The sequence below is a fragment of the Candidatus Flexifilum breve genome, from assembly GCF_016713355.1.
Genome location: NZ_JADJPI010000035.1, coordinates 924,830 through 938,806, shown reverse-complemented (window position 1 = coordinate 938,806; position 13,977 = coordinate 924,830). Strand labels below are relative to the sequence as shown.

The 13,977-nt window shown below is 60.8% G+C and carries 9 protein-coding genes; 6 read left to right on the top strand and 3 right to left on the bottom strand.

The annotated features are described in order from the left end of the window. Positions 1-62: 62 nt before the first annotated feature. The gene (locus tag IPK17_RS26995) at positions 63-1,418 is read right to left on the bottom strand and encodes an ABC transporter substrate-binding protein (protein ID WP_343420798.1); all 1,356 of its coding nucleotides are present in this window, start codon (positions 1,416-1,418) and stop codon (positions 63-65) included. Between the two features lie 311 nt (positions 1,419-1,729). Here IPK17_RS26995 and IPK17_RS26990 point away from each other — a divergent pair, with 311 nt between their 5' ends. The 5 genes from IPK17_RS26990 to IPK17_RS26970 all read left to right on the top strand — a co-directional run bounded on the left by IPK17_RS26990 (position 1,730) and on the right by IPK17_RS26970 (position 10,143). After that, the gene (locus tag IPK17_RS26990) at positions 1,730-2,767 is read left to right on the top strand and encodes a LacI family DNA-binding transcriptional regulator (protein ID WP_343420797.1); all 1,038 of its coding nucleotides are present in this window, start codon (positions 1,730-1,732) and stop codon (positions 2,765-2,767) included. A gap of 153 nt (positions 2,768-2,920) precedes the next feature. Next, positions 2,921-4,399, top strand: a complete 1,479-nt coding sequence (locus tag IPK17_RS26985) for an alpha-N-arabinofuranosidase (protein ID WP_343420796.1) — start codon at positions 2,921-2,923, stop codon at positions 4,397-4,399. Between the two features lie 126 nt (positions 4,400-4,525). Continuing rightward, positions 4,526-5,785: a glycoside hydrolase family 27 protein gene (locus IPK17_RS26980; protein WP_343420795.1), complete on the top strand. Its 1,260-nt coding sequence runs from the start codon at positions 4,526-4,528 to the stop codon at positions 5,783-5,785. Positions 5,786-5,791: 6 nt separating this feature from the next. Next, positions 5,792-7,282, top strand: coding sequence for an alpha-N-arabinofuranosidase (locus IPK17_RS26975; protein WP_343420794.1), 1,491 nt, complete (start codon positions 5,792-5,794; stop codon positions 7,280-7,282). Positions 7,283-7,296: 14 nt separating this feature from the next. Further along, positions 7,297-10,143 (top strand): glycoside hydrolase family 2 protein, encoded by a 2,847-nt coding sequence (locus tag IPK17_RS26970; protein ID WP_343420793.1) that lies wholly within the window; start codon positions 7,297-7,299, stop codon positions 10,141-10,143. A gap of 182 nt (positions 10,144-10,325) precedes the next feature. Here the strand turns inward: IPK17_RS26970 and IPK17_RS26965 are convergent, their stop codons facing one another. Beyond that, on the bottom strand, positions 10,326-11,336 hold the full coding sequence (locus IPK17_RS26965; RefSeq protein WP_343420792.1) for a LacI family DNA-binding transcriptional regulator: 1,011 nt from the start codon (positions 11,334-11,336) through the stop codon (positions 10,326-10,328). 188 nt (positions 11,337-11,524) lie between these two features. Here IPK17_RS26965 and araA point away from each other — a divergent pair, with 188 nt between their 5' ends. Next, positions 11,525-13,027 (top strand): L-arabinose isomerase, encoded by a 1,503-nt coding sequence (gene araA / locus IPK17_RS26960; RefSeq protein ID WP_343420791.1) that lies wholly within the window; start codon positions 11,525-11,527, stop codon positions 13,025-13,027. A 105-nt stretch (positions 13,028-13,132) separates the two neighbouring features. Here araA and IPK17_RS26955 read toward each other — a convergent pair whose 3' ends face one another. Further along, the gene (locus tag IPK17_RS26955; RefSeq protein WP_343420790.1) at positions 13,133-13,891 is read right to left on the bottom strand and encodes a glucose 1-dehydrogenase; all 759 of its coding nucleotides are present in this window, start codon (positions 13,889-13,891) and stop codon (positions 13,133-13,135) included. Between the last annotated feature and the right edge of the window lie 86 nt (positions 13,892-13,977).

Below are 13,977 nucleotides of genomic sequence, written 5' to 3'. Positions count from 1 at the left end.
GTGTGGGGCAGATCGACGTGACTCCGCCCCACAGTTACTTATTTCAAGCGTACAGGTGCTGCTTACTGGCGATCCAGGGCTTCCTGCATCAGCACGGCGGCGTCATTCAGCGCCTGATCAGCGGGCTTAATGCCGTTGAGGGCTTCCTGCATACCGGCGTCGAGGAGGGTGAGCAGTTCCTGCGTCACGGTCGTGCGCGGGTCCTGAATACCGTAGGCCGAGAAGCTCTGGCCGAGGATGATGTTCGATGGATAGTTTTCCGGATCGAGCGCGGCCTGCGCCGACAAACGAGCGGGCACCTGACCCGAAGCCGCCCAAGCGACCTGATTTTCGCTGACCCACTGGATCATGCGCAGCACGGCGTCCAGCTTTTCGCCTTCGGTCGAGCTGGGGATCATGAACGTGTGCGTGCCGAACCACGTGGCCGGCTGAGCGCCGAACTGGAAGTTCGGCCACGCCATGCTGGGGATGTCGCTCTGGAGCAGGGACTGATTGCGGTACCATGTGCCGGTGGGCAGCACGGCCACCGTGCCAGCGCCGAAGCCCTGCCACGTGTCGAAACCAGCGGCGGGCGGCGAAACATGATAGGTGTAAACCAGGTCGACGAGCTGCTGGAGGGCGGCGATGCCTTCCGGCGAGTTGACGGTCACGGTCGTGCCGTCTTCGCTCAGGAACGAGCCACCGTTTTGCGCCAGCGCGGCCATGAAGTTCACATTCGGCCATTCACCGACCGTGAAGCCCCACTGAACCACGTTTTCGGGGTCAAAGTCAGGCGACAGGGCGTTGTTGCCGTTCGCATCGAGGGTCAGCTTCTGGAACAGTTCGACCCAGCCTTCATAGGTCGTCGGGGCAGTCGCGGGATCGGTCGAGATACCAGCGGCGTCGAACATGTCCTTGTTGATCCACAGACCACGGCCATGGTTGTCCAACGGAATACCATAGGTCACGCCGTCCCAGCTCATACCGCTCATCGTGGTTTCGGAGATGTCATCATCCGGGAGCCAGCCGCCGCCGGAGGTGTACTGGTCGCTCAGGTCACGGAGCACGCCGTAGCTGCCGAACTGGGGGATTTCCGAAGCGTGGAGCAGGATCATGTCCGGCTGCGTGCCCGCGACAAAAGCGGTCTGGAGCTTCTGATACAGCGTGCCCCAGGCGATGATTTCAACGGTGACCGAGATGTCCGGGTTTTCCGCCGCGAACTGGGTCAGCATGTCGTTGAGGGTGACGCCGTCGGAGCCGGTCAGACCGTTCCAGAAGGAGATGTGCGTGCCGCCCGTACCGAGTTCAGCGATAATCGGGGTTGCAGTCGGAACCGGGGTCGCGTCTTGGGCTTGGACGCTCATCATGGAGAATGCCAGCACGAGGATGGCAATAAGGGAGAATAGTGACAAACCAGTAGCGCGAGTACGCTTCGACATTTCAAAACTCCTGTAATTAAAAGACGAATTTCTCTGGGGGCTTACCTGTAACCGTTTTGTATTTCGCTTTTCTACAACCTCCTGTATAATTTCATGCTGTAACCGAATACATGTATTCGTATTCACAAAGCCAATTAGAGCATAGTCCAAAAATTCTGTCAAGCAACTCCATCATTGAGAAAGATTCACGGGAAAATAGGTAGAACTGCATATTTATTCACCATGAATTCATATAAGATAATAGAGTTCGCTGAGCAGATTTTCCTTCGGAGAATAGCTCGCATTCTTTCTGATAACAAGAACGGACACTTATGATGGCCAAAAAGCACGTGTCGAAGCCCAAGATGCCAACGATGTATGATGTGGCGAAACTGGCTGGTGTTTCCCAACCAACGGTCTCGCGCGTGTTGAATCAAAATGATACGACGGTGCAAATCAGCGAGGAAACGCGGGCGCGGGTGCTGGCCGCTGTCGAGGAATTGGGCTATCGCCCGAACGTCCTCGCGCGCAGCTTACGGACGCAGCGCACCCAGACGATTGCGCTGCTCATCGCCGACATTTCCAACGGCTTCTACCATACAATTACGCGCGCCGTGCAGGATGTCGCGCACCTCAACGGCTACGAAGTGTTGATTTCGAACAGCGATCACATCTACGACAACGAGAAGCACTTCTGCGAGGTGGTGTCGCGCCGCCCGGTTGACGGCATGATTATGGTGCCGATCCATCTCACCGAAGACGACCTCGATGGGTATTTCGGCAATAGTCACACGCCGATCGCGATTTTGGGGAGTCACATCCGGTATGCGGGTGGCGATAATGTCTATATGGACGACGAACAGGCCACGTACGAGGGTGTCCGCTGGATGATCGCGGAGCGGCACTATGAAAGCTTCGGGTTCATCGGTGTGGCCGATGATCTGCCGCCGGGTCCGCGCCGCCTGCATGGCTTCAACCGCGCACTGAGCGAATTCGGTCTGCACCTTGACCCGCGCCTGATGTTCCGCGGCGACTTCACCACGGAGAGCGGGGCACAGTGTGCGCGTCAGCTCATTCACGGCGGCATCCTGCCGCACGCGCTGTTTGTGCTCAATGACCTGATGGCAATCGGCGCGCTTCTCGCGCTGCAAGAAGCGGGCTTACGGGTGCCGGAAGATATCGCCGTGATGGGCTTTGATGATATTCCCGAGGCGAAGATTGTCCGCCCGATGCTGACGACCATCGCGCAGGATCCCCGTGATATCGGCCTGAAACTGGCGAATGCCTTGTTCACGCGCATCAATGACCCGGATGTCCCGCCAAGCGTGCTGGAAAGCCCCTGGAAGCTCGTCATCCGCGACTCCGCCTAGGTTCTCCGGTCCCCTCGGTAACCGAATTGTCAACTGCTGTGAGCCCATAGCTGGACTGGTTGACAGATTTTCTGTGCCATGGTATGAATACGAATAACTGTATACGTATTCACCGCGAACTAAACAACTGTTTTCTTGAAAGTGGGGCTCATTTTGAATCGAATTGAAGTGGATCTTGGGCGCACCTCTGGGAGCATCTCTCGGAACCTGTTTGGCGGTTTCACCGAACACCTCGGTCGCTGCATTTATGGCGGGCTGTACGAACCGGGCTCACCGCTGGCGGATGAGCAGGGTTTTCGCACAGACGTGATGGCGGCGCTCAAACGGCTGAATGTGCCGGTAGTGCGCTACCCCGGTGGCAACTTCGTCTCCGGCTACCGCTGGATGGATGGCGTCGGGCCGAAAGCTGACCGTCCGTCACGCGTCGATATGGCGTGGAACGATGTGGACTCAAATCAGTTCGGCACGAACGAGTTCATCGATCTGTGCCGCAAACTGAACTGGGAGCCGTACCTCGTCGTCAACTGCGGCGACGGTGACATGCGCGAGGCGCGCGATTGGGTGGAATACTGCAACGGTTCCAAGCATACCGCGCTCGCCAACCTGCGCCGCCAGCATGGTTACGAACAGCCGCACAATGTGAAATACTGGGGGATCGGCAATGAAGTCGACGGCCCGTGGCAGATCGGCTACAAGACGCCGGAAGAATACGCCCGCGCCTACCTCGAATTTGCGAAAGTTATGCGCTGGATCGACCCGTCGATCAAACTGATCGCCTCGGCGGCCTCGCATTGGCAGGGCGGCACGGTCATTGAACGCACGCAGCTCCTCTTTGAACAGGCGGCCAAGTTCATCGACTATCTGTCGATTCACTGGTATGTCGGCAACCCTCAAGACGACTTCGAAGGCTACATGGCGCAGTCGGAACTCATCGAAGAGCGCTTGTTCGCCTACGAAGGGCTGATTCGCGCGCTGAGCCTACAGGAGGGCGTCAGCCGCATCCCGATTGCCGTCGATGAATGGAACGTGTGGTACCGCACGCATCCGGCGACCATGAAACCGGGCACGAATTGGTTTGGCCTGGAAGAGATTTACAACCTCGAAGATGCGCTGATGGTCGCCATTCAGATGAACTCGATCATCCGCCACGCCTATTCGGTGAAGATGGCGAACATCGCGCAGTTGGTTAACGCCATCGCGCCGATCTTCACCAATCAGTCTGGTCTCGTCTTGCAGACGATCTTCTACCCGTTCGAAATCTACAGTCAGACGTGCGGCGACACTGCGCTTGATGTCTTCTGGCAGGGCGACACTTTTAGCACGGGCAATTACACGGGCGTGCGCGTGCTCGATGTGTCGGCGACGCTCGACGAAAGTAAGCGTCAGTTGACCGTGTATGTCGTCAATCGCAGTAAGAACAATGCGGCGGAAACCACCATCAACCTGACGAGCGGATGCTTCGCAGGTGACGTCTCCGCTTATGTGGTCAACGGCAGCGACATCTACGCGACTAACACGTTCGACACGCCGAATCAGGTGGGCACGGTGGCCACCAAGCTCACGGCGGAGGGCACGAAGTTCACCCACACTTTCGAACCTCACTCCGTCACCGCGTTAGTCTTCGCGCTCTAGCAGGCTTACGAGTTATCGTATATAGGCTGGGAGGTAGCATGGGGCTTCGCCCGAGCGACCTTCCAGCTCCTGTTATCCGTGAAGCTAGCGTGTCGGGTATGCCGCCCGGCAGAAGAGTGACGCACAATGAAAAAGAACTTGCTGCCGCCGCTGGGGTGGAACAGTTGGGATTGTTTCGGCACGTCGGTGACTGAGGCTGAGGTTCGCGCGAATGCGGCCTTCATGGCGCAGCGTCTGCTCTCTTTCGGGTGGAACACGGTCGTTGTCGACATTCAGTGGTCAGAGCCAGACGCACAAGCGGGCGGCTACCGGGCGTTTGCGCCGCTGATTATGGATGCGTGGGGGCGGCTGACGCCCGCGGTTAATCGCTTTCCGTCAGCGGCGGAGGGCAAGGGCTTCAAACCGCTGGCGGACGAAATTCACGCCTTGGGCTTGAAGTTCGGCATTCATGTGATGCGCGGTATCCCCCGGCAGGCCGTCGACCGCAATCTGCCGATCTGGAATTCGCCCTACACGGCGCGCGACGCGGCCAACATCGCCGATACCTGCCCGTGGAACACCGACATGTTCGGCCTGAACATGGCGCACCCCGCCGCGCAAGCCTACTACGACTCGATCCTCGCCCTCTATGCTTCATGGGATGTAGACTTCATCAAAGCCGACAACATGCTCGACCCGTATCACGCCGACGAGATCGCGGGTTTCCGCCGCGCGATGGAGAGGTGCGGGCGCGACATGATCCTGAGTCTGTCCCCCGGTGTCGACGTGCCGACCGAACGCATCGATCACCTGCGGGCGAACTGCGAAATGTGGCGGATTTCGCCGGATTTCTGGGATCTGTGGAGTGACCTTAAGCACCAGTTCGACCTGTGCCGCCAGTGGTATCCTTATATCATGGAGGGCGCGTACCCGGACGCCGATATGCTGCCCCTCGGGCATATCAGCCTGCGCGGCGAACGCGGTGAGGATCGGCAGACGCGCTTCACCCGTACGGAAGTGATCACCATGCTCACGCTGTGGTCGATTTTCCGCTCGCCGCTCATGCTGGGGTGCGATCTGCCGTCCACAGATGCTGAGACTATTGCTCTGCTCACCAATGCCGAAGTGCTGGAAGTGAATCAGCACAGCCGCAACAACCGTGAAGTACGCCGCGACGGTGATGCCGTGGTGTGGGCAGCGGATTTGGGAGCACAGCGCTGCGTGGCGTTGTTCAATCTCGGCGAGGAAGAGAAGACGGTGCGCGTGCCGCTCGCCGAACTCGGTTTCAAGTACTGCAATCAGCGTGACCTGTGGGCGCGCGAGGAAATGGGCGCGATCACCGGGAATCTGGCGGTGACGTTAGCGCCGCATGCCGCGGCCTTTTATCGATTAAGCCCTTTGGAGTAAAAAAACATGCTGGATACACATTTAACCGTTCGCACGGACAGCCCCATTGGCACGATTTCTCCGCGCCTGTATGGGCACTTTGCCGAACATCTCGGTCGCTGCTGTTACGATGGCTTGTGGCTTGGCACAGAGCAGACGCTGGTGCCGACCTATGGCGGCTTCCGCAAAGACGTGGTCGATGCGCTCAAGGCCATGCCTGTGCCGCTGCTGCGCTGGCCGGGCGGCTGCTACGCCGATCACTATCACTGGCGCGATGGCATTGGCGAGCGGGTGCGCCGTCTGGGGCTGTCATGCGGTTTGCAGGTGGAAGATGACAACACGCTCGGCACCCACGAATTTATGGCGCTGTGCCGCCTGCTCGGCGCGGAACCGTACCTCGCCGGGAACATGGGCAGCGGTTCGGTGCAGGAACTCTGCGATTGGGTCGAATACTGCAATTCCGGGCTCAATACCTCGCTGGCCGCCGAACGGGTCGCCAATGGGGCGCGCAAGCCGTTTGATGTAAAGCTGTGGGGCGTGGGCAACGAAAACTGGGGCTGCGGTGGCAACTACGACGCCGAAACCTACGCCCGCGAATACCGCCGCTACGCGACCATGCTGCGCCATGTCGACACGACCATTGAACTGGTGGCGTGCGGTCAGGAAGATGAGTGGAACCTCAAATTCCTGCAAACTAACCAGCGCTGGCTGAATCTGATGGATCACCTGTCGATTCACCGCTACTGGATTCACGGTGGGCCGGAACTTAACTTCACCGACGAACAGTACTACGGCCTGCTCTCAGAAGCGGACGAGACCGAAGATTTCGTCAAGCGCACCGCCGATTACGTTATGGATGCGCTTGGCACGAGCAGTCACCGCATTGGCATCGCGCTGGACGAATGGGGTGTATGGCATCCGGAAGCGCGCGCGTGGGGGCCGGACGGGGCGGAACTGCACCGCGAACCGATCACATACGAGCAGGCAGGGACGCTGCGTGATGCGCTCTCCATCGGCGTGACGCTGGAAGGCTTCCACCATCAGTGCAACGTGCTGACGCTCGCCAACCTTGCGCAGATCGTCAACGTGCTGCACGCTCCGGTCATGACGGATGGCGCGGCGATGTGGGTGACCCCGTCGTACTATGCGCTGCAGCTCCATCTGCCGCACATCGGCGCTGAGGCACTCCCGGTTGACGTGACGCACGGTGCGACGATGCCGGGCAGCAGCAAGGGTGTCAGCGCGGTCACGGCGACGGCGTCTTCCACCGAAGCGGGAGTCGCCGTGACGCTGGTCAACCGCCACATCAGCGAAGGCGCGTCGGTCGTGGTCAACGTCGCGGGGATGAGCCGCGTCGCCAATGCGGGGCTGCTCGCGGGCGACTCGCCGCGCGCGGTCAACAGCGCGCAGGACCCGGACTGCGTCAAGGTTGCGCCGTTGAATGTCGGCGCGGATGGCGCGGGGCTGTGGCGAATCGAATTGCCGGCGCACTCCATGGCGACGGTTCAACTGGCTTAAGGAGACGGACTTTCATGCGTCAGCAACTTTCACTCGCCGGGCAGTGGGATTTTCAACTGGACCCGGCGGGACAGCTCGCGGTGGATGCCGTGCAGCCGGATCGGACGATCCCCGTCCCCATGCCGATTCAGGCGGCGTTTCCCGAACTGCGCCGCTACAGCGGTTATATGTGGTATCAACGCAGCTTCGACGTGACCGAGGGCGATGGCGAACTGCTGCTCGACTTCGGCGCGGTCGATTACTGGTGTCAGGTGTTCGTCAACGCGGCGCTCGTCGCCGAGCATGAGGGCGGCTATATGCCGTTCCGCATCCCGATTCGCCGCTACGTGCAGGCCGGAGCGAATCGCCTGACCGTGCGCGTGTACGATACGATCCAGACGCAGATCAGTGTGCCGCGCTGGATGGACAAACCCGCGCCGGAAGGCCATCAGCCCCCGTTCCATGCCGAGACGATTCCGCACGGCAAGCAGACATGGTATCTGGACGCCAGCGGCATCTGGCAGGATGTCACGCTGACCAGCGTGCCCACGCGCTACATTGATCAAGTGCACGTCACCCCCGATATTCACACCGGGCAGGCGCACGTGCGCGTCAAGCTGGCCGGTGCGGCGACCGAAGGCGCGGTGCGCGTGAATATCGGCGGCGTGACGGGCGAAGCGCTGGTCGGCGCAGATCAAGCGGAAGTGACGGTGACGGTCAGCGTGCCGAACCCCAGCCTGTGGACGCCGCACACGCCGACGCTCTACACGGCGGATGTGCAGTTCGGTAGCGATCAGCTCGCTGTGCGCTTTGGCTTCCGTGAAATCCGTGTCAACGAGGGCATGCTGCTCCTCAACGGCGAACCGTTCTATCTGCTGTGCGCGCTCGATCAGGATTTGTACCCGGACACGATCTACACTGTGCCGTCGGATGATTTCCTGCGCGACCAGTTCGTCAAAGCCAAGCAGATGGGCCTGAACAGCCTGCGCTGCCACATCAAACCGCCGGACCCGCGCTATTACGACGTCGCGGATGAGATCGGCTTGCTGATCTGGTCGGAAATTCCGTCGTGGCGCACGTTCTACGGCGCGAAATCCGCGCATCCCAACGCCTATTTCCTCGACGACGCGGTTAAGGCGCGGGCGCGGGCGATTATGCATGAGATGATCGCGCGTGACTTCAATCATCCGTCGCTGATGATCTGGACAATGATCAACGAGGACTGGGGATCGACTCTGCTCCTGAGCGCCGACGACCGCGCGTGGATCGCGGAGATGGTGGACGAATGCCGCCAGCTTGATCCGACCCGTTTGGTAGTCGACAACTCGCCGTGCCCCGCGCCGTGGGGCTTCAGCGTGCATGTCAAAAGCGACCTCGACGACTTCCATGTGTACACCAACATCCCCGATCAGGCGGATACGTTCGAGGAATTCGTCGAAGGGCTGGCCTCGCGCCCGCTGTGGAGCTTCTCGAACACGGGCGACGCGCAGCGCACCGGCCACGAAGCGATCATCCTGTCGGAATTCGGCAACTGGGGCGTACCGTCGCTCAAGCAGTTTGGCGGCGGTCTGCCCGATTGGGCCGACTTATCCGGGTGGTGGTCACCGTGGGACGGCGAAGCCGGACGCGCCGAAGGGCTGCTCGAACGCTATGAAGCGCTCGGCCTCAAATCGATTTGGCCGGATTACGAAGCGTTCGCGGCGGCGGCGCAGTGGCACGAATACCACGCGCTCAAGTACGAGATCGAGACGATGCGCCGCCTGCCCAAACTGCAAGGCTACGTGATCACCGAACTCAGCGACATCTACTGGGAGAGCAACGGCCTGCTCGATTTCGCGCGCAACGAGAAAGTGTTCCATCACCAGCTCGCGCAGTTCAACGCCGAAGATGTGATCGTGCCGCAGCTCGACCGCTACGCCTACTGGAGCGACGAATCGGCCAGAGTCACCGTGTATGCGTCGCACTACAGCCCGGAAGATTGGGCGGGCGCGCGGGCGACGGTCAGCGCGGATGGCGCGGTGCTGCTGGAATCGGATGTGAGTGATATGAAGCGCGGCGCCGTGCATGAACTCGGTTCGGTGAGCTACAAGCTCGCCGGATCGAATGGCGCGATCAGCTTGAGCGTTAGCAATGGCAAGACGTTGACGACGAACATGGTGCAGTTGACCGTGCTGCCCGTCGAAGCGCGACAGGCCGCTTTCCGCGGGGAAGTCGCGGTGGTGCTGCGCCCGGCCAAGTCCAACGCGGCCATCGATGCGTGGAGCGCTCCGGCGGTCGCGACTCCGGTCGCACAGGATCAACTGGTGGAGAGCGCCGAAGCCATGCACCTCACCGGATCGCTGCTGCGCGGGAGCGGCTACACGGTCACGCGCACCATCAGCGACTCGACCAAGCTGGTCATCAGCGACAACCCGACGGCGGACGTGCTGGCGTGGGTGCAGGCGGGCGGCGATCTGCTGTATCTCGCCAACAATGCGGGCAGTCCGTTCTTCTGGGTGAATGGGCGCGGCGGGACATACGGCGGACGCTGGATCACGAGTTGGAACTGGCTGCGACCGGGCATCTACAAGCGCGTGCCCGTCGACAATCCGCTCAAATTGCCGTTCATGGATATGACGCCGGATGGGGTCATCCTCGGCCTGCCCGTCACCGACGCGGCGGTGCAGGGCGACTTCCTCGCCGGGCAGATCGCCGGGTGGGCGCAGCATCCCGCGCTGCATACGGTGCAGTTCCGCTATGGGCAGGGGCGCGTGATCATGACGACCTACCCGATCCGCGAGTCGCTGCACTTCCAACCGCTGGCGCTGGCCATGCTGCATGATCTGGTCGATCACCTGAGCTCGGAAGCGTGCCAGCCTGTGCTGAGCATGAACTACCGCTAATTTCGTGTTGTAGGGGCAAGATATGAGGGCGTTTGAAAACCCCTCACCCCCAACCCCTCTCCCACGCAAGCGGGGAGAGGGGAGACGTTGCGAATGATGTTTGCTCCCCTCCCTGAATTCGGGGAGGGTCGGAATCTGACCCTTTTTAAGACGTCTATACCTTGCCCCTACCCAAAACGATGTTATTTGCGCGGGGCGGTGCTCTGTCGTTCGATGAGCGTTGGCTCGATATGAGTCTGCTGCGGTTCGCCGTCCGGTTCGGCGATACGCTGGAGCAGCCCCGCGATCCCCTGCTGGCCGACGGCGGCAAAGTCCTGCCGGACGGTCGTGAGCGGTGGTATCAGGTAGGCGGCTTCGGGAATATCGTCGAAGCCGATCACCGACACATCCTCAGGAACGCGCCGCCCCGCCTCGCTCAGGGCTTGCAGCGCCCCAATCGCCATTTGATCATTCGCGCAGAACAACGCTGTGAAGTGTGTACCCGCGGCGATCAGCGTCTTGATCGCGTGATAGCCGCTGCGGGACGACCAGTCGCCGTGGACAGTGGCAACCGGGGCGGTGTTGGCTTTCCCTAGACGCGTCACAAAGCCGTGATGGCGTTCGGCGGCGTCGAACCAGTCGTCCGGCCCGGCGAGCTCGGCGATCTGTTCATGTCCAAGTGACAGCAAGTAGTCGGCGACGAGTTCGCCGCCTCGGTGCTGGTTGACGCCGACCGAAGGCACCGACGCGCCCCGCTCCAACCCGATCTGCACCATCGGGTAGTCGCCGGAAAGCGAGCGCACATCGTCCAAGCTGATATTGGTCAGCGGGGTGATGAGGATCAGCCCGTCCACCTGCCAGTGGAGCAGGCGGTTGAGCGCGGCGCGCAGACTTTCGACGCGGCTGTCCGGCGTATGCACGAAGATCAGGTCGTAGCCCGCGGCGCGCGCGGCTTGCTCCGTGTGGATCATCACCTGCGCCGGGCCGTAGTTCTCAATCCCGAACGTGAGCATCCCCAGTACATGTGACTGATTAGCGGCGAGGCTCTGCGCGGCGCGGTTGGGGCGGTACCCCAACTCGTCGATCGCTTTGAGGACGCGTTCCCGCGTCTCCGGCGCGACATACGGGTGATTGTTCACCACCCGCGACACCGTCTGGTAGGACACGCTGCAATGCCGCGCAACGTCATGTAGGGTAGCCCGACGATCTGACATGAATGCCTCTTTGTTGACAAGGTGAACGCGTGATGCTACATTCTCTGTGAACGCTCACAGACGCGTTATCCCCCTCAGACTACCCTAGAGGGAGAAACGGCGCAAGTACAAAATCACGCCGAGCTCCGAGTCAGCGCTCCGCGTGGCAGCACCTTTAATCGATGGCAAACTAAGGGATACCTAGGATTATGCACGCTTTCAATGAATTCGAAATATGGTTTTTGACCGGTAGCCAGCATCTGTACGGGCCGGAAACGCTCGCGCAGGTGGCAGAACACTCGCAGGCGATGGTCGCGGCGCTCAATGACACCTCGCTGGCGGTCAAGATCGTATATCAGCCCGTGCTGACGACGCCGGAAGAGATCACGAACATTTGTCAGGCGGCCAACACGACCGCCAACTGCATCGGTGTGATTGCGTGGATGCACACGTTCTCGCCCGCCAAGAACTGGATCCCCGGCCTGAAGGCGCTGCAAAAGCCGCTGCTGCACCTGCATACCCAGTACAACCGCGATATCCCGTGGTCGGAAATCGATATGGACTTCATGAATCTGAATCAGGCGGCGCATGGCGACCGCGAATTCGGCTTCATGGTCAGCCGCCTGCGCATGAATCGCAAGGTCGTCGTCGGGCACTGGAGCGATGCCGAAGTGCAGGCGCGGATCGACGCGTGGATGCGCGCGGCGGCGGCGTGGGCGGATGCGCAGAACGCGCGCCTCGTCCGCTTTGGCGATAACATGCGCTCGGTCGCGGTGACCGAAGGCGATAAGGTTGAAGCGCAGGTGCGCCTCGGCTATCAGGTGTACGGTCACGGCGTGGGCGATCTCGTCGCGGTGATGAAGGGTGTCACGGACGCCGAGATCAGCGCATTGGTAGACGAATATCGCGCGGCCTACTACCTCGCGCCGGATCTGCAGCCCGGCGGCGCGCGTCACGACTCGGTGCGCGAAGGCGCACGGATCGAACTGGCGCTGCGACGCTTCCTGCAGCAGGGCAATTTCAAGGCGTTCTCCACCACCTTTGAAGATCTGCACGGTCTTGCGCAGCTCCCCGGTCTCGCCTGCCAACGTCTGATGGCGGATGGCTACGGCTTCGCGGGGGAAGGCGACTGGAAGACGGCGGCGCTCGTCCGCGCGATGAAGGTTATGGCGACGGGGTTGGACGGCGGCACGTCGTTCATGGAAGACTACACCTATCACATGCACCCGAACGCCATGCAGGTGCTCGGCGCGCACATGCTCGAAATCTGCCCGACAATTGCCGAAGGTCAGGTGCGCCTTGAAGTGCATCCGCTCGGCATCGGCGGCAAAGCCGACCCGGCGCGCCTCGTGTTCGACGCGCGCGTCGCCCCTGGCCTGAACGCCGCGTTGATGGATATGGGCAATCGCTTCCGCCTGCTGGTCAATCTGGTCGACGGCGCGGCGCCCGCCGAACCGCTGCCGAAGCTCCCGGTCGCGCGCGTATTGTGGACGCCCCAGCCGGACCTCAAAGTCGGGGCGGCGGCGTGGATTTACGCGGGCGGGGCCCATCACACGGGCTACAGCACGGCGCTGACCAGCGAACACCTCTACGACTTCGCCGAAATCGCCGGGTTGGAATACCTGCAAATCGACGCGCAGACGGACATTCGCTCGTTCAAGAATGAACTGCGCTGGAACGAAATCTACTACATGCTGAACAACCGCTTCTAGTTTAGCGGTTGCTCTACAGGAGGACGAGACATGTCTCGTCCCTACAAATACGCAAACTTGTAGGGACGAGGCATGCCTCGTCCTGTTTGTTCGGAACTCAGTTCCTTACGGTACTTCCCAACCGCCCGCCACGGGCATCACATGCCCGGTGACGAAGGACGCGCCGTCGGAGAGCAAATACGTGATCGCGCTGGCGACTTCGTTCGGCTCGCCGATGCGCCCAATGGGGTGGAACGTCGACATGTAGGCTTCCGCTTCCGGCGTGCCGCCCGAGAAGCGCATATACATCGGCGTGCGCGCCGACCCCGGACACACCACATTGATGCGAATATTCTGCTTGGCGTATTCGAGCGCGGCGGTCTTGGTCAAGCCGATCACCCCGGCTTTCGAGGCGGTGTAAGCGGGCAAACCGGGGAAGGCGATCACGCCGATCACCGAGGCCACGTTGACGATCGCCCCACCGCCGTTTTTGAGCATCTCCGGAATGGCGTATTTCATGCAGTACCACGTCCCCGTGATGTTGGTGTTGATGACGGCGTACCAGTTATCCTCGGTGCAGTCGACGGTGTTCGCGACCGAACCCTCCGAACCCGCGCTTTGCACCAGATAGTCGAGTTGACCGAACGTGTCCACGGTGAAGCGAACGAGCGCCTCAATGGTCGTGGGTTTCAGCAGGTCGACGGGATGATAGACGGCTTGCCCGCCGCACCCTTCGATGTATTCGACGGTCTGCCGTCCATGTTCCGGATCGCGCCCGGCCACCACAACCTGCGCGCCTTGCTGAGCGAGCAGCAGTGCCGCTGCCTGCCCAATGCCCAGTGTCCCGCCGACAACTAGAGCAACTTTATTTGAGAACTGCGCCATAGCTTAATCCTTCTGGCTGTTTCTGAGCTTCGTAAATATGCTCTCAATACAATCTTAAGAGTAATATATGCGACACGGCGTATAGA

Excerpts from the sequence above, each read along its gene's own strand:
- IPK17_RS26995 (WP_343420798.1), bottom strand. The coding sequence starts at position 1,418 with ATGTCGAAGCGTACTCGCGCTACTGGTTTGTCACTATTCTCCCTTATT.
- IPK17_RS26990 (WP_343420797.1), top strand. The coding sequence starts at position 1,730 with ATGATGGCCAAAAAGCACGTGTCGAAGCCCAAGATGCCAACGATGTAT.
- IPK17_RS26980 (WP_343420795.1), top strand. The coding sequence starts at position 4,526 with ATGAAAAAGAACTTGCTGCCGCCGCTGGGGTGGAACAGTTGGGATTGT.
- IPK17_RS26975 (WP_343420794.1), top strand. The coding sequence starts at position 5,792 with ATGCTGGATACACATTTAACCGTTCGCACGGACAGCCCCATTGGCACG.
- IPK17_RS26970 (WP_343420793.1), top strand. The coding sequence starts at position 7,297 with ATGCGTCAGCAACTTTCACTCGCCGGGCAGTGGGATTTTCAACTGGAC.
- IPK17_RS26965 (WP_343420792.1), bottom strand. The coding sequence starts at position 11,336 with ATGTCAGATCGTCGGGCTACCCTACATGACGTTGCGCGGCATTGCAGC.
- araA (WP_343420791.1), top strand. The coding sequence starts at position 11,525 with ATGCACGCTTTCAATGAATTCGAAATATGGTTTTTGACCGGTAGCCAG.
- IPK17_RS26955 (WP_343420790.1), bottom strand. The coding sequence starts at position 13,891 with ATGGCGCAGTTCTCAAATAAAGTTGCTCTAGTTGTCGGCGGGACACTG.